Raw genomic sequence first — 20,659 nt, 5'->3', positions numbered from 1 at the left:
AGCAAATTATCCTTCACCAACCGATTGCAAACCAACGAAGTGGTAAATTTGATTGAGGGCCGACTAACCCGCCGTTTTGAATGACACGGCAACGCGCATCAAACCCCGTATTGTCGAGGTTAGACGTTGACGCTGCCATGTATGTATTGTTAGCCCCGCCATAGTCATAAACGTTAATCATATTCACATACATCACGAAGCCGGGGAAAGAAGTCGGGAAGTACACTCTATAGTCGGGGTTAGGGCTGCTTACGTTCCCCCACATTAAGTAAAGTCCGAATGATAGCTTGCAGTACCCGTTGCCCAGAAAACTCCATACATTGCCGAGAGTTACAGCCATGCTTGCAGGATTGGGATCATCTAAAAGTGAGCGGGCAAAAGCTGTGATTGGTGTTAGACCGGCACCACTAGCTCCCGTAAGATAGGGTAAACGATCAGCCTCAGCCGCTCCGCTTAGATTGAGCAGTGCGATAGCAGCTGCGCCGAGATCGCTTAACGCAAGGTCGCCGTTTGCGTCAGTGCGTAAGAACTTATTGGCGGCAAGAGCCAGTGTTTTCAGTGCACCGTTCTCGTCCGTCTGCAATATCTGACGATCCGCCAAAGTAAGCGCCGCAAGCTTACCAAGGCTACCATTTGGGTCTTGAACTCCAAACTCATCAGTATCTATAAGCTCATACTCACCCGCCGCATTGCCGACAGGCACCTTGCCATCCTCGACGCCAAGTTCAGCAAGGTTGGACAACACGCCATTGCCGAGCAATTCGATCAGCGTTGTCGCCTGCGCAGTTACGCGCGCACCGTCTGGCAAATACCGCGCTCTATAGGGCGCATCGGCCAGCGAAATGCCAGTCCACGGCGCTGTCAGCGTCAACTGCGTGTTACTGTCCACGCTGGCAATAACAGCCGTCAGGTTCTCTATTTGAAGCGTGTCACCTTCGCGAAACTTCGCCACATCGAACAGTGTGCCGGTTCCGGTCACAGCCGTTGAGCCATTGGCGAGCGTGATCGTGCCAGAGGTGTAATCTGACAAAACAGCCATAGTATTCTCCGATTTCGGATTGTTAGAGCGTTGTGGCGCCGAGGATGTAGTAGCGGACGCCAACAGGGTCGGGAAAACCCGTCACATTACCGGCGCTGTTGCCGGGTGAGATATGGACAATGCAATGATCACTATTGACCACCGTCGCCATTGAGTGGCGAAGCACTTCAACGCCGCCACCCGGTGACAGATACATTGTGTGATTGCCTTGTCGGAACATGTCACCAAAATCGACAATAACCTTGGGAAACACGAACAAGCCTTGGCTGTCGAAATCAATCCGAGCGGCAATATTCCCGTAACGCCAGTGAACCTGATTGGCTGCACTGAAACTTGAGGCTGGGATGTACCCTTCTGCCAATACCGTCACAGCTGCGAAACGAGTGTCCAGAAGGATATCGTTGTATCCCGGTGCAACATCACTGGAACCCGGCCTTTTGATCTGAAAATACTGGCCTTCAACTTTTCGGATTACAGCGCTTCCGCCCGTCGTATGGCCTTGAATGCCGGTTGCGTAGAGCATGAAACGAATAGCAACGGAGTGCGTACCAACGACCGAAAATCGAATGCCTCCCGCCTCAACACGGTAGTATGCCCATGTCTGTTCCTCATCAAAACCAGTATTCAGATTGACTGGAGGAATTGCGAACCCCCAGCCATTCAGGCTGCAAATCGTATCGCAGACCATCGAAGGAGACAGGTCGAAGTCAATCGATGTAGGCTTTGCGACAAAGTAGGACGTACCGGGCGCGATAGCAGGCGTCTCACCCATCATCACACACTTGATCGGAGTCCTGTCACTATCCATAATCAGCTGACGCCCTGTCGCTGTATCAATGGAAAACCCCGGCCTTGCCATCTTGATGCGGTTATTGGACGCCTCAAACGCTATCTGTCCTGCAATAGGCGTTCCGATAGGCTTAGGGATTGGCACATTGTTGCAAGGCAAATCCCAGATCATCGTATTCACGTATTCTTTGTCGCCACCAAGGTAGGTGTCAAAACTTGCAGACGCGTCCGATGGCCTTATGCACCATCCCGTATAGCCGAAGTCTGAAGGAATACGTCGATAGCCGAGGCCCGTTGTGCCAGTTTCCGTCGAGTAGCAAGTCACGCCGTAGTTGGTCACACTGAAATAATAGGCGCTCGAACTTCCCGGCTTATTGTTCCAAAGAATGCGAGATGTTCCATCCGCAGAAATGAACTTCACCTCTGCAAATGGGATAGTGCCTGCGAGGTCAGACATTCGACCAATGAGGCCATAAATGTCGTACCGAGTGCCAGTCTCGCCAGCCGTCGTGTAGGTGCTTTTCATCACCCATTGATCGCCAAGCGAACCCGTTTGCAGGCCATACATGCCTCCCGGGAGATATCCCCCGGGATAGTTCGATTTGTTCAAGGGCTGCGGTGTCTGAAAGTTTCCAAACACATAGGAAAGATTACTCGCCTCCGAATTGAAGTAGAAGCGATTATGCGCATCGTTCGGCACGTCTAACGGCCAATCGCTGTCATACTTATTGACCTTCATCACCGCGCCTACGCCCGGCTTCCAGCCCACAAACCAACTGACCATTAGACGATAATCCTCAGATATGCGTTGCCGCCATCCCCGCGAGCATCAAACTTGCTGTTGTTTGACAGGAGACGATCAAACCTCAACGTTCCGAGGCGAACGCTTTGCATGTAAATCTCACCATTCTGAGCGACAAACGGATACGTAAAGCTGCCGTCATCGTTCGGGTCAGCTATCGCGAACTGGTTGGAAACGATGACAAACTGGCTGCCTGTCGGAGTGACATTCACAAACCACCCGGCTTGTTTCCAACTATCGCCAGACCCAATGCGGCCAAACGCTGAAATCTTGACCGACTGTCCGCCACTTCCCTGTGTTGCCGTCATGCGCCAAGCGGCATTCGAGACAGTTCCATCTACCGATGCATTGACCTCAGTCAGCGCATTCGAAATGGCAGTCATATCGCCTTCGACGCCATCCACGCGGCTTTGCAATAGCACGACTGTGCTGGCATCTGCCTTGGTGCCAAGGCTGACATTGATCTGCGTCAGCTGTTGCCCAATGGCGCTATTTGGACCCGTTGCGACAAGGATATCCTCTTGCCACGATGCTTTTGCCGTTCCGTACGTGCTGGTCAGCTGGCGGCGAATGGTCTGCAAGTCAGCGTAGTTGGTGTTGTGATTGTCGGCAGTGCTGGTTGCCAGTTCCTGTGCTTGCCTTTTAAGCTCGCGCATATCGTCAGTTATCCAGTTGATCAGACCCGACAAGTCGTCATCAAGACGGCCATAATCGACCGGGCTGGCATCGCCTGACACCTCTTGCGTCAGAACCAGCACTGGAGCAGACCAAACCACAGGACGCGTTCCTGCCGCCACTCTGAAGCGATAGCGAACGTTCCATTCTGATTTACTGGTCAGTCCGTTGACGATCTGAAAGACGGTCACATCACGCGGCACGTAAGCCGTGAATATCTGCGACGGATCATTCTCTGGCCAATACTGGATTTCGACACCTTCGACAGTAGTGTCGGTAATCTCGTCCCAGAACAGACGAATGCCGGGGTATTCCTGACCATCATCGCCTATGACCTTGTTCGGGATGACATTGAAGTTGGCAAGCTGCGCCTGATAATCCGGTGGCTGGTTGGGGATCAGAACAGGCGGGTTTGTCTCGTAAGCGGTTGGATCAAAGATGCCCTCACCTACCTCCTGCCAAGAAATTGAAACATCGCGAACGCTGTCGCTGCCCATCGCACCAAGAGACTTGGAGTGGATCTGCATCTTGATCGTACGATTGTAACGATCAGACTGCCATTGCACCCACTGGCCTACCTGAAGCGCCAGAAACTTTGGATGAACCGTAAAGCTGCCGTTGGCCTGGTATCGGGAGGCACGGATAGCAATATCCGCCAGCCGGTCGCCAACGCGATGATCGGTAACCGCCGTGTAATCGACCTTCGACGCCAAGCGCTCACGATCCTGCGCCAAAGCAAGTGCATCAATGCGGGTGGTCAGTGACGTGGTTTCATAGAATAGGTCCGGACTGACGTACGATGCAGCGACCGTATTAACGAGCTCGGTTCGCGTGCGCGTCAGCGATAGCTGGAACGACTTTTCCCATGCGATGTCTTCGTCAGTGATTGTCGCAACGACAGCCTGATTGGCTCCGACGATTGGATATTCGCCCGTAACGGCTTCAATCCACGAACCTGCACATGCTTCGCGCAATGGCGTCATATTGGTTTCGTGGGTGACGCCATCACCAGATGACGCAATCAGCGCAGCGCTATAGCGCTTGCTGCCGTCTGACATGATTTCATCGCAGATATTCATTGCGGTGAACCAATCAGACAAAGGCAGGCGGCTTGCAGCCACACCACGTCCGACGATCTTTTCAGTGCCGATGTACAGGCCTCTTTCAAGGTTATACATCATCACGGCATTGTTGTTGCTGAACTCCCAAGTGCTCTGGTCATTCCAGCGATGTGCGCCGAAACCGCCGACAGAGGTGTCTTTGCGCGGATCATAAAGAGGAGCCCCGCGCACTTCGAACATGATGTTTGGAACTGACGTAAGATTGTCCACGTCGGTCATCGTCGTGACGATTGCGTAACAAAGGCCAGCGCCACGATGTGCCGATGTCCAGCGACCGGCAGGATTGGCATAAGCGATCAAAGCAGGGTCGGCAGTCTGGTCAAGCGTACCCTGATAAAAGCGCACAAAGCATTGTCCACCATCCTTTACGCCAAGGATGCGCTGACCATAAATACGGCCTTCATCGCCTTGCTGATCTGGCGAGAGTGATTTCCATTCACCATCCATCTGCACGCGAAGAAGCTCAAGGCATCGGAAATCCGACAGCTTGAACACGTCCTGGACAATGTGATTGCCCTTGTCGAAGGCGTTTCGGTAGATGTGATGGCCCATAGTGCCGAACACACCAAGACCGACCTCGCGCACGAGGTTTTCGCCATACTTGGTTTCTGTGGCCGATGCGGAAGACTTCGGGGTCTGCTGGAAGATCGATGTCAGCGCATATTTGGCTGCCACCAGAAGACCGCCCAACACGATGTTTGCAAGTACGGTGCCGCCAAATAGCCATGATCCAAGGCCGACAATGCCTGTCACAAGTGAAACAGGGTCCGCCGCCGCAGGCGTTGCCAGCAGCGCGAATAAAATCGCCAGAATGTAAAACATCAGGAAACCTTGAAGGCCCTCTCGGCCATTGTGCGCGGCAGGAAGCGCAAACCGTCCTCGCCTTTCAAAGCAAAGCCGTATTCACAGAAGTAGCCGACAGTTTTCTCAAAGATGCCGACGTCACCACGCTGCGCCATAGCGACAGGGATTTCTTCAAATCGATCGGCCAGAACTGCGCCAAGACTGTCGAAGCCGCGCAGTTTGATCAGACGATATGCGCCAGCACGGCTTTTGTATTTGCCACGGACTTCTATCGCTGGATCAGTGCCGATAACGGCCTCAATGGCATCACAGGTGGTCAGGAGGCAGTCAGACTTTCCCCAAACCAAAGGCGTGTTCATGTGCGCCTCCGTGACAGCCACGAGGCGTTTTTCCCATTGCTGGTGCATGGCGGTCCTTACTGTCAGGAGGGCTTATTGATATGGCGTGATGTAGAAGTTCTCACGCTTCACGGTCGAGGCGTATTCGAAAATCTTGTCACCCGGCGAGATAAGCTGCTGATCTTCATGTGAGGCAGTGCGGTAGCCGTCCCGATGGTTTTCCAGCGCCGACGTTTCCACGTTGGCTTTCAGCACCATTTCACCGCCGTCTATGACGTGATCAACGGTATCGATATAGCCACGATACATCGGTTCGACATGCAGCAGCTCGCGCGTGTCCGGATCAAAATAAGCATCCGACAGAATAACCGTGCGGCCTTTGTAATCGACGCTCTCAATTTGTGCGAGCTTATCAGGCGTCACACCGTAATCAGCAGCCGTGGGCATGGTGATAGTGATTGGCAGCGCTTCCGCGCCCATCTGATACGGTGGCTCTTCAATCGCAATAAGCTGATTTGGAATGTAGGTGTTGCCGTTCCAAGTAAATTCGGACGAGCCATTCCACATGTACCAAAAGCCCGTGCCGAATTGGAATTCGCCGAGTGAGCGCACGACGATGCGCCCCTCTTCCAGCAATTGCTGTAGACGGGTTGGGAAAGCCATGAAGCCTCCGAATTGTAGGAAAGTGTAATCGACTATTGGTTGCGACTCAGCTTTGATGCACGCGTCAACAATAGGGAGGCTTGATATGAAGCAAATAAAGTTACCGGCGCAGCCGCATAAAGGCGAGATAAAGATCGATGCTACATTCTTCGCGGGCTATAATCAGACCGATGAAGGCATAGACCTGATTTGTGGCAACCCGGACTGCACACACATTATGTATCCGAAGTACCCGCCTCACGCGGGAGGCGATACGATGCATGTTGAAGGCATACAATGCCCATCATGCGGCTGGGACAACACTCTTAGTACCGGGACAATCAAGTGAAAACGAACCTTGGATCGTAAGAATGACTTGGGGCTGTCCATCAACGTAAGGCATCTGATCAAATACGATGCGTGACAGCCCTTCTCCGATTCGCTCTGCTGTACGAAGCTTCAACACTATTCCCACTATTTCCTCCATCACCTCGGCACCTCAATCAGTTGGAAAGATGCTGTTGGCCGCGGACCTTTCGTCATCTGGAAGCTGTCCTTCACAAGCCGCGTATTCATTTCTGGCTGCTTGAACCGAGCTGTTGCGCCTGCTGCGATATATGACGCAATCGGCTGATCCACCTTAACCGTGATCGTCGTGCTTACCGCTGTTGCTCCACCGCCATAGGCGATCTGCAAGAACTGGCGATAGTCGCCACTCTTGAGTGAGAACATATCGCCGTCCATCAATTGCAAACCTGGAACAACGCCGGTCAGTTGCACTGTGTAGCCACCAGTCACTGTCCCACGTGAAGCCGTTCCAGTAATGTGTGTGTTGTTAGGATCGCCCCAATAGGCGCGCGGAATACAGATGTGTTTCGGACGATAGACAATCGTCTCCATCCCGCCGCGAGCCGACGCAATGAAGGCCTGAAGCTGAACAGCCTCGCTGGCCTTCATCGGCAAAGTTTCCATATCCACAGTGCGATAAGGATCAACGAACTCAACCGTGGATATAACCCGACCGCCAAATTTCGTCTGGCTTGTCGGGTTGTTGAGCATCGGGTAGGACGGCACAAAGCGGACGGTTGAGAGAAGATCGATCATCGCACTAACCCCCGCCTTGATGCCTGTTTACTGTCCCGTGCAAAGCGCATCGGGCCTGATTTGTCGTACTGACGAAGTCCCTGACTAACGCCGTCACTGACAACGGCGCGGATGTAATCGTCACCGCTCGCGCTTGCCACGTTGATGTTGATCTGTGGTGCCGCCTGTGCAGCACTTGGCCTTTGCGGCGCGCTGAGTATCGGCATTGAGGGGGCGTGCAGACTTGGCGTGCCGGTAGCAAAGGCCGGCAAATTATCTTTATTGATTGCTTCCAGCAGTCTGCGATGTTTGGCAGTCGAACGAGCATTCGTGATGAACTCTCTGTTCGAAACTCTTGCGAGAATACTATCACTGCGCCCGGTACCACGTCCGCGAATGAGGCCGGGACCGGGTCGCGAAGGCGTTCCATTGGCAAACTTAGGCAGTCCGCCGTCTTTAAAGCCCATAAACCCGCCAAACAGACTTCCTGACTTGCCGAATAGACCGTCAAACAAGTTGTTCAACGTCATGTCGAGCAGCTTATCGATCAGTTTCTGAACAGCATCTGTAAGTGCTTCGACAGCATCTTTCCCAGATGACAGGTCAGTAACAAGCCCCTTGAATGCATCCAGCTCCGTGCTTCGCCATTCTTGAGACTTCTGCCTTAGTTCACCTTGAGCTTCGTTAAGCTTGTTGGCTTCCGCGGTTGCGAGTGCCCACTGATCGGCGGTTTGAGCAATCTGCGATCGAAGCTCTGGAGTGATGGCAATGCCAGCCTTTTGAGCTGCGTTGAGTAACTCCTGCTCCGTGCGTGCCTTTTCGGCAGCAAACCCGTAATCGTCGATTAGCGGGTTGATCTGACGAAGAGCCTCAGTTTCCGCGACAAGTTCAGCGGTGCGGTCGTTAGCGTCCTGAACTGTCGTGTCGAATTTTTCAGCCGGTGTCTTTTTTTCCTTCTTCGGCTTCTTGCCTTCGGCAGTTCGGCTTTCCTGTGCTGCTACATTCGCGCGTGCGATGGCATCAATTTGCTTTTCGGTAAGAGCAATGCCGTCTTTAGTTGCTGCGTCGCGAACTTTCTTGCGCTCCATTTCGAGCGCGTGTTCTTTCTTGCTGAGGGCGGCTAGGCGAAGCTGATCGCGTTCATACTCATTCGCAGCTTCACGCTGCATGATGTAGGGATCTTTAGCTGAACGGGTCGAACGGTCTTCGATAACCGCACGCGCGCCAGATACCGCAGCAAGATCTGCGGCGGCACCTCGTGCAGCTGTAGAAACCATAGCCAAATGATCGAGGATCGGGCCAATTGCGTCCGCAACTTCCTGAAAGTTGTAGTCAGCGTTTGCCATAGCGAACAGGGACTGCTTGGCGCCCTCTGCCGAAACAGTGCCTTCGTTTACTCCATCACGAAGACGAGCCAGCTCATCGTATTGTTCCGGAGTAATAAGGCTCATCGACGAGACTTGAGCGAACGAGGCCAGCATGTTCACTGCGGCTTCGCGGGCATCATCAAGCGCAACAACCGAAGCCTCAACTTCTTTGCTCAGTGAGTTCTGTGTATACGCGTCGTTCTGTCTGCCGGCCTGTTCAACAGCGTTGCCGGAAGACTTAGCGGCCTCTTCAACCTTTTTAAGTCGCTCGGCAAAGAGCGTTGCTCCCTGGCTCGATTCACCGACTGTTGAATTGTAGAGAATAAGCGATGAAACAACCGCACCACCGATGACCATACCAACAGGACCAGCTGCGGCACCAAGACCACCGAAGGCTGTTGCTAATCCGCCCATTGTCTGGGCTGCAGCAAGCGCCTTTCTGAATTGGCCCAAGGCCGTCACGCCAAGACCGAGCGTACGGATCATGCCAAGGAGCGACCGACCAACCAAGGCACCCGCAATCACCGCAGCGACCTGCAAAGCGCCATCTGCGACCTTGTCGAAGTTGTCGGCAATCATGACCAGTGCTTCGGAAATCTTCGCAGACACACCAGCTGCACTGTCTGCATTGCCAACGTACTGAAGCAGCGCATTGTTCAGGAGAGTAAAGCCGTCGCCGATCGTGGCAGGCATGTCAGCCGCTTCCTGACGAAGCGTTTCCATCTGGCTCGATAGGCCGCGAACAATATCGTTACCAGTAATCTTGCCCTGCGAGCCAAGCTTTCGCAGACCGCCTACTGTCGTATCGAGACCGGCTGCCAGCGCTTCCGCGACACGACCACCCGATTCAATTACTGTATTGAGGTTATCACCCTGCAGTTTGCCAGTCGCCATAGCTTTGGCGAGCGCATCAATAACTCGTGCAGCGCGATCGCCCTTGGCACCCGACACAACCAGAGCGTTGTTTAACGCCTCGGTGTAGTTGAGGGATTCATCGGTGTTATAGCCAAGTTCACGAAGGGCTGTGGCATTAGAAAGATAGCTTTCAGCAGTCTGTGATAGGTCGGAATACGTACGGCGCGCCATCTCACCGAGACGGCCCATGACCTCCGTGCCTTTATCAATAGACCCAGCGGCAAGGTTTACGCGGGACGTCATATCCGTCCACGTATCAGTCATCTTGCGAAGCTGATCGACACCCAGAGCAGCGCCAATCCCGGCGAGCGGTGCCGTAAGGCCACTAAACGAGCGTGTGAAAATACTATCCAGATTCTTGTTCATCTGGCGGGCGCGACGTTCAATCGCGTTAAATTGGCGATTAGAAACATCGTTGGCGCGAGCCAGGCTTTTTTCAAATGACTTGAAGTCAGCAGAAAGCTGAACAACCAGACTTTCGAGGTCGGTTCTTGCCATACTCAACGATGTCCTGATAAGAAAAAAGCCCGCACGAATGCGAGCTTGGGGAAGCTGATGAAATTATTGATTGGTGCAGCCTGCATCGCGATTATCGCGTTCGTCGGGTACTATTTTTGGAATGAATACCGGACAGCAGAAATGCTGAAGAGGCGGGCGTTCGCCACCGATTGCGGGAAAATTACCAGTAATAGTCCGACATTCGACGAGGCTTACACGAAGGCGATCCCACATGCAGAACACGTAAATCGTCTAAGGAAATGTCTCGATTTCTACGAGAGTGGGAAGATGCGTTAAGCAGTTTTCAAAGCGACATGAATTTGTCTGCCGTTAGACTCGACACCATAGAACCGTTCTGTTTATCTAAGAACTGGGAACTATAGGGGGCGGAATGCGCTATTTGACAATATGTGCCGCGGGATTATTGCTGTCGTCTTGTGGAAGCTACACAACCCCCGCCGCGGTTAAGTTTGACGACGGAACGGCTCTTCTTGGAACAACCACTGCTGCGATCTCTGGCGGGCATTTTCAATTATCAACACCTGACAAATCATTGATATGTGGCGGCACATACGATGCCTTGGATATGAAGACAGTCATAACAATTCCAGTTTCTTGCAACGACGGCAGATATGGAAGTGCTGTTATAACACGAAATCGCGACGGTCTTGGCGGCAGGGGCTATGTAACCACGTCAGATGGTAAAAGAGGCGTAGTGGCATTCGGCAACAATGCGGGGGCCATCTTGACCGCTTCTCCACGAAGCAGTGTCGTTACATCCCCTAGTTACAGACAGTCTTCATCGTATAGCGGTCGTAGTTCATCCAGCTACCGCACGTACCATCTCGGTCCACGCGGAGGTTGTTACTATTTCAACGGCAGCGGAAACAAACAGTACGTTGATAGAAGCTTTTGCCGATAGCCAAAACAGACCAGCATCACCCAGCCTTAATCCAATCCCAAAGATCGTCCTTTTCGGAATCGGACAGCTTACCCGGCTCGTCTGGCGTATTTGCTTTGATGTAACCATCAAGCGCGGCCATATACTGCCACATGGACATTTTACGAACGTCCTGCGGTGTGTAGCCTAGAACTGCGCCGTTTCCGTAGATGGCGGCAAATCTGATTTTTCCATTGGGGAGGCTGTCGATAGGGTCTGACTTGCCGCTCCCTGCTCCCCCACAGGCTCCTCCGGTACGCCCTGAATCCCCGCCTGAAGGATCGCAATAGCGTGCAGCAGATTTTCGGCGGGTGGGCGCTTTTCGACATATCGCTGCACAAGCTTCGTGGCGTCGGTCGGTTTCATATCACCGCCGATCAGCCCTTGGCGAATTACATTTGCAATATCGCCGATGAAGCACTGCTTCGAAATCAAGCGCTCAAGAATAACCCAGGGGCCCGCGTCGCAGGCCTCCTGAAGTGCTTCAAGTTCGCTCCATCCAAGGCGGAATGTGTAATCATCATCCGCCCAAGTTAGCTCGATCGATGCATCGCGCATTATGGTGTAGCCGGTGTAGACGTACGGACCATCTGACCGTCCGACTGCAGGCTGACATTCAGTGTTGCGCGCTGACCATTGGTGGCGCCTGCCTCGATGCTTTCGACATGCATCAGACCAGTCCATGTGATGGTTTTTGCGGGGAATTCCCACTCAACTTTCACTGGAATGGAATCCAGACTATCGACAGCATCCAACCAGACATCAACGCTTTCAGCAGCAAGTACACCTTCGCCGCTCACGCTCATCGATAGACTGGTTGCGTCGCGGCCAACCCAATCGACCTTGTCAGGGTCGGTACAGTCTGGAACATTGATTTCTTCAAGGCCCTTGTTGATCGTGATCGATCGCTGCGTGAAGCCGCAAGGGTTTTCGTAAACAATAGGATCGGCATCATCGCCGATAAGGACGCGGAATTTACCGCCCTTGATAGTTGTTGCAGCTACCATGTGGAGCTCCATATAAAAAAGCCGCCCATGGCGACCTTAAAAGAGAATGAGTGGTGAAACCCGGCGCGAGGGCTACGGCGTCTCGATGACGGCCGTGTATTGGATCGAAGCCTGGTTGATGCCGGGAGCGCGGATGTAGTCGGTGCGCCAATAATCGAAGGTGACGAGAGCGTTCACTGCGAGCGGCGGTTCCCATCGTCTAAGCGCCTTGGTGACGGCGTCAGCGATTTGCCGAACCTGTTTTTGGCTTGGCAGAGAAGACCAGCAATTAATTTGGAAAGTAACGTCAACCGCATCAACGCAATCGGCACTGTCATCAGAAGATGAAGCGCTGCCGAATGAAACATATGGATAGGTCGCGGCCGGTATATTGCCATTAGGATCGGCGGGAGGATTGTCATAGACTTTGTCAGCGCCGATTAGCGTTGTCAGCGCAGCATTCTGCGATAACCGCGCATAGATCGCGGTTTGAAGTTCCCATACAGGGTCCATCCATCAGCCTCCTGCGGCTACTGTTTTCGCTGCTTTGGTGACGGCTCGACGGATGCGGCTTTTGACTTCTTTTTCTTTGGCTCGCCACGTCACGTAGAAGAATGGTTGTTTTCCCTGACCGGGGTTCTTTGTGCCGGGAAACATGCCTTTATTGGCAAAGCCTACCGTACCAAACTCAATCCAGCGCGCGTAGTAAGCTTCTTTGTTTCCTGCATAGATCGTGATCGTCCAATCAGCTGCAAGGCTGGCTTCGACTGTCGCGATCACCATGCTGCCCTTTGGAGCTTTGCCCCACGTCCAGCCAATGCTTTCCCGCAGTGCACCATCATCTTCAGCAACACGACGTTTCATCATGTCGACGATATCGTCAGCGCCCTGCTCCATTGCACCGCGAACCATGTCGCGAGCGACTTTCGGCAAGCGTTTGAACTTCTGTTCGAGTTTAGCGAGCCCCAGAATTCGAGCACCGATAGCCATCAACCACCGCCCTGCACTACAGCGCGCATTTCGATGTACTGATTAACCTCGTCGGGGTTAGCACATGACTGGATCTCGTAAAGAACGCCAGTTCGCTTGTTTCTAGCGCGCCATGACGGCGTAACGCCTCGCGTTCGCGGTTCGCTGCGAACAACAAGCGTATAAGGCTGGATGCCTTGAGTACGAGCCGCAATATCGTTTTCAGAACCAAGGCGGGGCTGCAAACGAGCGGCGGTTTCGAACCTGTCTACCCAATCCTGGCTAGTGCCGCCGCCCTCGTCCCTCACCGCTTCACGCTGCTGAAAGACGACGATGTTGTTGAGCGCGCCTGCACCTTTACGTGTCGCCATCCTTCTCACCTTTTCTCGGAGTCTTCAGGCGAACAGCCTTGTTTCGTTCGATTGCAGCTGTTGCGCAAGGTGTAGTCACGAGGCCAGACCAGCTAGCCTTATAAGCAATGGTCACTTGCGGGAGTGGCTTCCAATCAAAATCTGAGGAGAAGCGGACGTGAGGCATTAGCCTGCGGCGGCCTCAAGGGCTGCGATACGAGTTGCGAGCGCCTGTAGCGTGACCTGCAAATTGCCAGCTGCGAGGCCACCAGTACCGGCAACAACTTGAAGCGCAGTAGCTGCAGGAAGAGCGTGCACATGATCTGCACGTGCAGCGGTAGTGCCTGTTCCGACAGCGGCAGCGGCGGCCAGTGCTGCTGGAGCCGTGGTTGCTACGGCCAAGCTTGACGTACCTGCTCCAATAGCAGTTCGCGCAGCGGACTGATCCGCACCAGCCGCGATTACGGCAGGCTTGCCGGTAATGTCGTCCCAAGCAGCAGCGCCGCCACCACCTTCAAGGCCTTCAACCGTTGCACCGGCCTCAACTTTCAGCGTACCGCCGATGACAAGCGTATCGCCGCCGTCGGTAGAGTAGTTTTTAGTTACGTAAGACATATTTGTCTCCTAAACGCGAAGTAGGCGATACGGATCGATGAGCCGTCGTGCCGTTGGGATTTCTGCTTGGATCGTGCCTGTGATAACCATCTCGCGGTTTTCAAACATGCTGGACATCATCAATAATGCTGCCGCATCAAACGCAAACTCAGCGCCAACGGGCACCGTCTCGCGCTTGGTATATGTCATCGTCCAATTGACTGCCGCCGCTAGGTACAGATCGATCTCATCATCTTCGTCGTCATACGAAACGCGGAGATGCTTCTTGGCAATTTCAAGCGTTACCGCCACGAGGGCCGCCCTTCTTCTTCACGAGATCATCATCGGCGCAACCCAGAGCGCGAGCAATTTCAGCCATCCGGTCGTTGACTGTTTCACCCACCTTAAATTCTCGCGGGTAAACATCGCCAGTTGGCACCGCTCTGAATGCCTTAGAAATACGCACTTCCATCAGCGCCTCCAAGTATAAGGGCGACCCGAAGGCCGCCCCATATTCGTTAAGCTGCGATTTTGTGATAACGCAGAGCCGTTGGATCGGTAACACCGCCACCAACGCGCTTGGTCGTGTAGAACTGCACGAATGGCTTGTTGCTATATGGATCACGCAGAATGCGAATACCCATGCGATCGATCACGAGATAACCACGCTGGAAATCACCGAAGACGACCGGAATGGCGTCTGCTGCAATGTCAGGCATCGCAGCAAGCTCCGTGACCGGGAAGCCAAGGATCGTTGCTGGCTGTCCACTCTGGAGGCCTGGCTGCCAGATGTAGTTGCCGTTACCGTCCTTCAGTTTGCGAATTTCACCCTGCGACTTGCGGTTCAGTGCAAATCGAGCATTCGGCGTCCGCTCGCTCGGCAGATCATAGACGAGATTGACAAGACCGTCAGTGGTCAATGCGGCCGCATCGCCAGAATTGACCGTAGGAATAGCGCCCCAAGGATGGGATGGAGCGGTCGTATAGGTCAGAAGCCCCTTTGGCTTGTCAGTGCCGTTGCCAGAGACGAACGCAAGACCTTCCTGATACGCAAACTCAGTTTCGACTTCACCAGCAAGCCAGCTTTCCAGATTGATTTCGGAATCATCTAGCAGTCTCTGAGTTGCGGCAGGGTTCGCGTAAATCTCGCCAGTGTTGAACTTCACTTCTGCAAACTTTGCAGTTGTGGTTTCAGGGCGAGCGGCAGTTTCACCAACCCAACCGGATGCAGTCGCACGGTCGTTATACAGCTTCGAGAAGCCAGTACCGCTGATCGTCTGAACCGTTGCGATCTGGCGCATCGGTGAAACAATCTTCAGCTTGTCGGTAATCGTGCGATCCCATTCTGTCGGAGCGGTATAGCCGCCTTCTTCTGGGACGCCGACGCTCATTCCGGCCTTCACGCCAGCAGCTGAAGCCGCTTCAAGACCAGATTCATCGCCCTTACGGAAGAAGCGATCAAACGCCTTTGCATATTCACCGCGGCCTTTTGCAGGTTCACCAGCACCACCGACCATAACGGCAGCAAGCTTGGAGTTTGCATCGTCGATAGCGGCCGTAAGATTGCTGATGTCCGCGTTGATACGATCAACCTTTTCGGCCTGCACCACATCCTTGCGAACGTCAGCGAGTGCCTTGGTGTGTTCGGCCTTGAAAGCTTCAAAGGCTTCGCCCTGCTTTTCAATGAGGGCCGTTACAGTATTGATGTCAGTCATGGGATACTCCTAACGCTGACGTTAATTTCGTAAGTGAAGCCGCGAGTGCGGCGTATTCAGACTGAGCAACATCAGCGTTGGAATTGGGCTCAACGGCATCGTCGCGCGCGGCCTTCTTCATGTCTGAGATAGTTGTTTTGGCTTCTTTGGCAGACGCACCAGCAAGCCTCAAAGCGCGTTCAGTTTGCTTTTCAGCGCGAAGCGCGTTCGCTTTTGTGTTCGGCTCTGACTTGATACGGTCAGCCGGTAGCAAAGCAGTAGCAAAACCAGCATCAATTGCCGCCTGACCGGAGAACCAAGTTTCTGCATCCATCATCGCAACGATGGATTCCTTATCATTGCCGGTTCTGGCCTCATAGACAGACGCCATGTTGGCGTCGAACTGCTCCATCGTGACTGCCATTTCGGCAAAGTCACGACGATTGCCTTGTGCGATGGTCCAGCAGTTGTGGATCATAATCGATGCCGAAGAACCGATTTCAATCTCGTCACCAGCCATTGCGATCACGCTTGCAGCACTTGCTGCAACGCCGAGCACCTTGACTTTGACCGTCAGATTGTTGGCATCAGCGTGGTCGCGGATCTTGTTGAAGATCGCCACACCTTCGAACATATCGCCGCCTGGTGAATTGATATGAACTTCGAAGTCGCGACGTCCAATGGTTCGGAGGGCTGCATCTAGTCGCTTGAGCGTAAAGCCGCCCCCGGTCCAGAAGTCTTCGCCGATCACATCATAGATTGAGATTACATTGTCGCCGATTGCATCTGCAGAGAGGATGGAAGCGTCCCACTTCTCCAAGACAGCATCAGGCGTTCGTGCGCGAATGCCATCTCGCACCGGCACAGCAATTCTAGGTAGGTCCATGTTTGATTATTCCTGTGGCAAGTCTGCCGTGGATGGTTGTGAACCAACTGGCGCCATATTGAGTGGCTGGAGATATTCGTCGCCGCCCTCAATTGGGTTCATGTCTTCCAGCGCGCGGATGTCGTTTGACGAAAGCCAGCCCCACTGCTTGCCAGTGGCGTAAGCGCCATATCGAGCGACTGTGTCACCCTTGAGCAGTGCAGCATGGTTGAACTTGGCGTAAAGATCGGTTTCTTTCTCATCGATCAGATCACGCCCAATGGCCTGCTCCCACATCGTGAGCCAGTCCTGCATGGTATAGGTGACGAAGCCGATGCCCATCTGCTCAATGCCGGTTCCCCAGCTCGATGCTTTGTCGTTCAATCCAATAAGGTGTAATGGCACACCAAAATACATTCCGATCTCGGCGAGGGACTGAACACGCGTTTGAATGAACTGCGCATCGACTGACGTCATCGCCAGCCGGTCGTATTCCATTCCCTCTTCAAGAATAAGGTCCCGGCCCTCCAGAGCGCCACCGGATCGGTAGTAATCCAGACTTTCACGAAGGGCGACAACGCCTTCCTCGCCCAACGTTCCAGGGTGCTTGATGACGCCACCAGCGCGCGTACCATTCTTGAAGAGTGCGCCCGCATGATTTTCGGTGGCGATCGCAAGTCCCATTGCCTCGCGTGCATAAGTGATCACCGGCAACCCGGTTACGCCATCCATCGTTAAGCCGCGCAGATGAAACATATCGCGTTGCTTGAGAATTGTGCGCACACCGGAAGGCAGCGTGACCGTGTAACTTATCGATAGGTCTCGCTCTTGCTTCGGCTCAACGTTGTCAGCGTTAAGAGGAATAAGCTCAAGCACCTTTTTACCCGACCGAACAATAAGCGCATATCCATTGCCGCGCAGCAGAACACTCGCCTGCATCATTCGCCTGAACTCAGCAGTTGTCTGCCACTTGTTCGGTTTGCGTCGCAACACCTGCCAGAGATCATGATCTTCAGCGTCAACCCGTGCACCATTGACGCGTCGCTTTAAGTCAAGCGGCAGAGTAGCAACCCCACCCGAAATCAGATTCACGCAGCGCCAAACGGCAGAGATCTTCATCGCCGCATCGGCAGTTACGTTCGCACTTGGCGTCTGTCCCGCCAGATATTCTTCCAGCGTCGAAGCCGCCATGCTATTCCATGAAGGACCAACGAAAGCTGGATCTCTTCGCGGCGTAGATGGGGCAGATGTGCCCGACCCACGCCACCAATCTCTCAAGCCCATGCGGCCCTCACAATATTAAAAGGCCACGGCCTTTGCGGTATACGGATGGTTCAGGAACTTCCTGCTCGTATGTGCTTGCGACGGCAGTCGCCATGGCAAGCGCAACAGCGCCATCAATGCGTCCACGCGACTTTTGCTTGTCGAGTTTCCGATTGCCGGAAGGATCTTGCTTTACAGTCGCGTTGACCATGCACATGTTGAGAACAGGGTGTTCGCCATGAGCAATCTTCTTGCTGAGAAGCAGGCTTTCCAGCGTTCGCAGAGCCGGTGACATTGAAGCGAAGCCTTGCCCGAAAGGTTCGAACAGTGCGGCGTCGCCTTCGGTTTCTTCCTCGGTGAATCCAGCATTCAAAAGCCAAGGCTTGAGATGCCGAAAGTTCCATCGGTCAAATGCGATCTTGCGAAGGTCGGATGACTGCTTCAATGAAAATAGGTGATGAGCAAGAAACTCATAATCAACAGTCGGACCGGGTGTGGTTTCTAAGAAAACATCGCCGTTATCAGATGGTTTAGCCCAAATATCGTAGGGCACGCGATCATCTTTTGCCTTTTGCCTCAACCCATCGCTCGGCAGCCAGAATGTAGGCCTCACATGCCAAATGCCATCCTTGGGAGCCATCAGAACAAGCGCGGTAAGATCATTCACCTCAGATAGATCAAGCCCGCCGAACACCGGCAAGCCTCCGAAGTCTGCCAATTCAGTGCGTCCACATTCTTTCCAGACCGCAGGAGTTACAAACGGCGCAGATGCGTCGATACGCTGATTGAGGTGCAACCAACGAAAGCTTGCTTCAACTGTTGGCTGACGGGCAGCTCGTGCTGCAAAATCCCTCACGTCACTGACTGATTTGAAAATGCCTAGCGCTGGATTGGCAGCGCGCCACGCTTTCTCATCCTGAAGATCACATTCCGCGTCCGCCGAATAAACGTGGCTAACAATGCGGGGATCTTTCGATGTTTCAGCATCATCGATCCAGCGGCTGAACATATCGTTGTCGGTTGCAGCCTGCGTCGAAATAGCAATCAGCAGCGCCATACCTTCGTAAGCGCCCTGTGAAGTTTCAATAGCCTCAACGAAATCGTCAGTAGGTCCTTTGACCTGCCCCACCTCATCAAGAATAGCCAGGATTGGCGATCCGCCGTGAGCGGTTGCGGCTTCTGCCGAGATGGCCTGATATTCGACGTTCTTCGTATAGCCGATAATCGTCTTGCTAGACGGAATACAGCGGCCAAGCTTTTTAAACGCCGGCTGCATCATGAACATCTTAGAGGCGTAATTGAAAACTTCCGCAGCCTGCTTACGCGAACGTGCACCAGAAATGATGCGGCTATTCTGATACGCTTCCGGCCCGATGATGTGCGCGAGTAGCAAGCAAGCTATGATCGCGGTCTTGCCATTCTTTCTTGCAATAGACAGGTAGGCTCGAGATGTGCCACTCGGGTTGTCATAGACGTCGGTTATAAATTTTTTCTGAAACGGGAGCAGCCGAACCGGCTTACCGAGCAACGTGCCTTCCGGCACAATGCAAAACTTTTCCACGAACGCAATAACACGTTCGCCGCGCGTTAATATCTTACCCGCCATTTACCTCAATCGGGCCGCGCCAGTAGATCGTCCTCTAGCGGGTTGCCGTCCTCAATGTCTTTGGCGGACGCACGTCGTTTTGCAACATCCCGGCCCTCGCCCGCTTGCGCACGCGCGTGAAGCGACAGTGAACGGCGAAAGGAAAGGATTGAGCTTGCGTGCATCTGCACGATCGACTTGCGCGGATTGGCGACAGGTGTACCTTTGTCAGAATATGCGATACCGCCCTCATCTCGCAGCAAGCCTTGCTCGCGCGTTAGATCAGCCATTGTGCGCGCGAGTAGTGCCGCGAGCTCAAGCTGGTGGGCTGACCATTCCGACCTTGCATATTCGGCAATAACATTCTCGAAAAATGGAATGTCCTCATCAGAGAGTGGAATGTTCGATGGACGCTCAATACTGGCAGCAGCCTTCGCCATCACGCGCACGGTTTCAGCCGCGCTATCGATGCGGCTTTTACGCTTCGCCATAATTACCTCATTGAAAAAAACTGTATTAGCGCTAGAAGGAACTTCCCTCGCCGTTCCGCGCTCTAGCGGTCGGGAGACTTTTGACCCCGCCCCCACCATCGATGTGTGACATTTTTGACACGTTCGGGATGGTAATGTTGCATTTTTGCAACATTTCGGTTTTCAGTCGAGAGGGTATCCATCGGCCCCAAAGGTCACGGCAACCTTGCCCGCCTCTTCAATCTGCTTGTCGCGTGAATGGCATGACGCACAGAGTGGCTGCAACTCACCGTGCCAGAATAGCTCAGGATTTCCACGATGTGGCGTGATATGATCGGCAGTGTTCGCAACCGTGATCTCTTCACGCTGCAAGCACTTCACGCACAACGGCTGTTCAGCGAACAGAGCTTGCCGACGTGCTTCCCATCGCTTGAGCTTATACCATTTGATCCAAGGTCTATTCTGAGAGCTCATCAATCAGCTTCTTAAGATATGCAGCGCATGACTGACCATAGTCAGGCTCAACGCCATCCTGCTGGTGCTCAAGGAACTTGCTGACCGTTTGCCATTCACGCTCAAAGCCGTTCGGGTCTTCAGTGTAGCGGCGCATCCATTCGTTGAATGCGTTGGCGATAATTGTCTGGCCCTTACTCATGCTCTTACTCCTCGTGTAGGTAATCAGCAATCCGCGTGACAGATCACGCAAATTTGCCTTGATCGTGAAACTCTCGTGGGGCTATCAACGGGCATGAAGATCATTTCAATCATTACTGCGTCAGTGCTGCTGATTATACTTGGCTGCTATATTCAGGTAGTCGCAGCGTTGCGCACCATGCCCGCGTAAGCGCGTTGGTCACACCAGCACCTTTG

General features: G+C 53.5%; 23 protein-coding genes. All 23 read right to left on the bottom strand.

Translation table 11 applies throughout. The annotated features are described in order from the left end of the window. Positions 1-13 precede the first annotated feature (13 nt). The 23 genes from ACSME1_RS16295 to ACSME1_RS16185 all read right to left on the bottom strand — a co-directional run bounded on the left by ACSME1_RS16295 (position 14) and on the right by ACSME1_RS16185 (position 20,444). Positions 14-1,039, bottom strand: a complete 1,026-nt coding sequence (locus ACSME1_RS16295; protein WP_435655034.1) for a gp53-like domain-containing protein — start codon at positions 1,037-1,039, stop codon at positions 14-16. A 22-nt stretch (positions 1,040-1,061) separates the two neighbouring features. Further along, positions 1,062-2,612, bottom strand: a complete 1,551-nt coding sequence (locus ACSME1_RS16290) for a hypothetical protein (protein WP_435655033.1) — start codon at positions 2,610-2,612, stop codon at positions 1,062-1,064. Continuing rightward, positions 2,612-5,248 (bottom strand): phage tail protein, encoded by a 2,637-nt coding sequence (locus ACSME1_RS16285; protein WP_435655032.1) that lies wholly within the window; start codon positions 5,246-5,248, stop codon positions 2,612-2,614. Before ACSME1_RS16285 ends, ACSME1_RS16290 begins: the two co-directional genes overlap by 1 nt. After that, positions 5,248-5,589: a DUF6950 family protein gene (locus tag ACSME1_RS16280; RefSeq protein WP_435655031.1), complete on the bottom strand. Its 342-nt coding sequence runs from the start codon at positions 5,587-5,589 to the stop codon at positions 5,248-5,250. Before ACSME1_RS16280 ends, ACSME1_RS16285 begins: the two co-directional genes overlap by 1 nt. A gap of 72 nt (positions 5,590-5,661) precedes the next feature. Beyond that, positions 5,662-6,231, bottom strand: a complete 570-nt coding sequence (locus ACSME1_RS16275; RefSeq protein ID WP_105706421.1) for a hypothetical protein — start codon at positions 6,229-6,231, stop codon at positions 5,662-5,664. Between the two features lie 465 nt (positions 6,232-6,696). Beyond that, entirely contained in the window at positions 6,697-7,314 is a 618-nt protein-coding gene (locus tag ACSME1_RS16270) for a hypothetical protein (RefSeq protein WP_435655030.1), read from the bottom strand. Then, positions 7,311-10,073, bottom strand: coding sequence for a tape measure protein (locus ACSME1_RS16265; RefSeq protein ID WP_435655029.1), 2,763 nt, complete (start codon positions 10,071-10,073; stop codon positions 7,311-7,313). Before ACSME1_RS16265 ends, ACSME1_RS16270 begins: the two co-directional genes overlap by 4 nt. Before the next feature lie 938 nt (positions 10,074-11,011). Continuing rightward, positions 11,012-11,134, bottom strand: coding sequence for a hypothetical protein (locus ACSME1_RS16260; RefSeq protein WP_435655028.1), 123 nt, complete (start codon positions 11,132-11,134; stop codon positions 11,012-11,014). Between the two features lie 26 nt (positions 11,135-11,160). After that, positions 11,161-11,571 carry a gene transfer agent family protein gene (locus ACSME1_RS16255; RefSeq protein ID WP_435655027.1) on the bottom strand — a complete coding sequence of 137 codons (411 nt, stop codon included), beginning with the start codon at positions 11,569-11,571 and terminating at the stop codon, positions 11,161-11,163. After that, the gene (locus tag ACSME1_RS16250) at positions 11,571-12,020 is read right to left on the bottom strand and encodes a phage tail tube protein (protein WP_435655026.1); all 450 of its coding nucleotides are present in this window, start codon (positions 12,018-12,020) and stop codon (positions 11,571-11,573) included. The genes ACSME1_RS16255 and ACSME1_RS16250 overlap by 1 nt, the downstream gene beginning before the upstream one ends. 72 nt (positions 12,021-12,092) lie before the next feature. Next, the gene (locus ACSME1_RS16245) at positions 12,093-12,512 is read right to left on the bottom strand and encodes a DUF3168 domain-containing protein (RefSeq protein WP_435655025.1); all 420 of its coding nucleotides are present in this window, start codon (positions 12,510-12,512) and stop codon (positions 12,093-12,095) included. Positions 12,513-12,515: 3 nt separating this feature from the next. Next, positions 12,516-12,989: an HK97-gp10 family putative phage morphogenesis protein gene (locus tag ACSME1_RS16240; RefSeq protein WP_435655024.1), complete on the bottom strand. Its 474-nt coding sequence runs from the start codon at positions 12,987-12,989 to the stop codon at positions 12,516-12,518. Beyond that, positions 12,989-13,339: a head-tail adaptor protein gene (locus ACSME1_RS16235; RefSeq protein ID WP_435655023.1), complete on the bottom strand. Its 351-nt coding sequence runs from the start codon at positions 13,337-13,339 to the stop codon at positions 12,989-12,991. Before ACSME1_RS16235 ends, ACSME1_RS16240 begins: the two co-directional genes overlap by 1 nt. Before the next feature lie 165 nt (positions 13,340-13,504). Then, positions 13,505-13,933, bottom strand: a complete 429-nt coding sequence (locus ACSME1_RS16230) for a hypothetical protein (RefSeq protein WP_435655022.1) — start codon at positions 13,931-13,933, stop codon at positions 13,505-13,507. 9 nt (positions 13,934-13,942) lie between these two features. Next, positions 13,943-14,224 carry a head-tail connector protein gene (locus tag ACSME1_RS16225; RefSeq protein WP_435655021.1) on the bottom strand — a complete coding sequence of 94 codons (282 nt, stop codon included), beginning with the start codon at positions 14,222-14,224 and terminating at the stop codon, positions 13,943-13,945. Then, positions 14,208-14,384: a hypothetical protein gene (locus ACSME1_RS16220; protein ID WP_435655020.1), complete on the bottom strand. Its 177-nt coding sequence runs from the start codon at positions 14,382-14,384 to the stop codon at positions 14,208-14,210. The genes ACSME1_RS16225 and ACSME1_RS16220 overlap by 17 nt, the downstream gene beginning before the upstream one ends. 46 nt (positions 14,385-14,430) lie before the next feature. Further along, positions 14,431-15,627, bottom strand: coding sequence for a phage major capsid protein (locus ACSME1_RS16215; protein WP_435655019.1), 1,197 nt, complete (start codon positions 15,625-15,627; stop codon positions 14,431-14,433). Further along, the gene (locus ACSME1_RS16210) at positions 15,620-16,492 is read right to left on the bottom strand and encodes a head maturation protease, ClpP-related (protein ID WP_435655018.1); all 873 of its coding nucleotides are present in this window, start codon (positions 16,490-16,492) and stop codon (positions 15,620-15,622) included. The genes ACSME1_RS16215 and ACSME1_RS16210 overlap by 8 nt, the downstream gene beginning before the upstream one ends. Before the next feature lie 6 nt (positions 16,493-16,498). After that, the gene (locus ACSME1_RS16205) at positions 16,499-17,662 is read right to left on the bottom strand and encodes a phage portal protein (protein ID WP_435655017.1); all 1,164 of its coding nucleotides are present in this window, start codon (positions 17,660-17,662) and stop codon (positions 16,499-16,501) included. A 100-nt stretch (positions 17,663-17,762) separates the two neighbouring features. After that, positions 17,763-19,340 carry a terminase large subunit gene (locus tag ACSME1_RS16200; RefSeq protein WP_435655016.1) on the bottom strand — a complete coding sequence of 526 codons (1,578 nt, stop codon included), beginning with the start codon at positions 19,338-19,340 and terminating at the stop codon, positions 17,763-17,765. A gap of 5 nt (positions 19,341-19,345) precedes the next feature. Continuing rightward, a complete protein-coding gene (locus tag ACSME1_RS16195; RefSeq protein ID WP_435655015.1) occupies positions 19,346-19,810 on the bottom strand; it encodes a terminase small subunit in 465 nt (154 codons plus the stop codon). 162 nt (positions 19,811-19,972) lie between these two features. After that, positions 19,973-20,263: an HNH endonuclease gene (locus ACSME1_RS16190; protein WP_435655014.1), complete on the bottom strand. Its 291-nt coding sequence runs from the start codon at positions 20,261-20,263 to the stop codon at positions 19,973-19,975. Next, positions 20,247-20,444 carry a hypothetical protein gene (locus ACSME1_RS16185; RefSeq protein WP_435655013.1) on the bottom strand — a complete coding sequence of 66 codons (198 nt, stop codon included), beginning with the start codon at positions 20,442-20,444 and terminating at the stop codon, positions 20,247-20,249. The genes ACSME1_RS16190 and ACSME1_RS16185 overlap by 17 nt, the downstream gene beginning before the upstream one ends. Positions 20,445-20,659: the final 215 nt, after the last annotated feature.

This window comes from Brucella pituitosa, from assembly GCF_965577835.1.
GTDB lineage: Bacteria > Pseudomonadota > Alphaproteobacteria > Rhizobiales > Rhizobiaceae > Brucella > Brucella pituitosa.
This window is presented reverse-complemented; position numbering and strand designations above follow the sequence as displayed.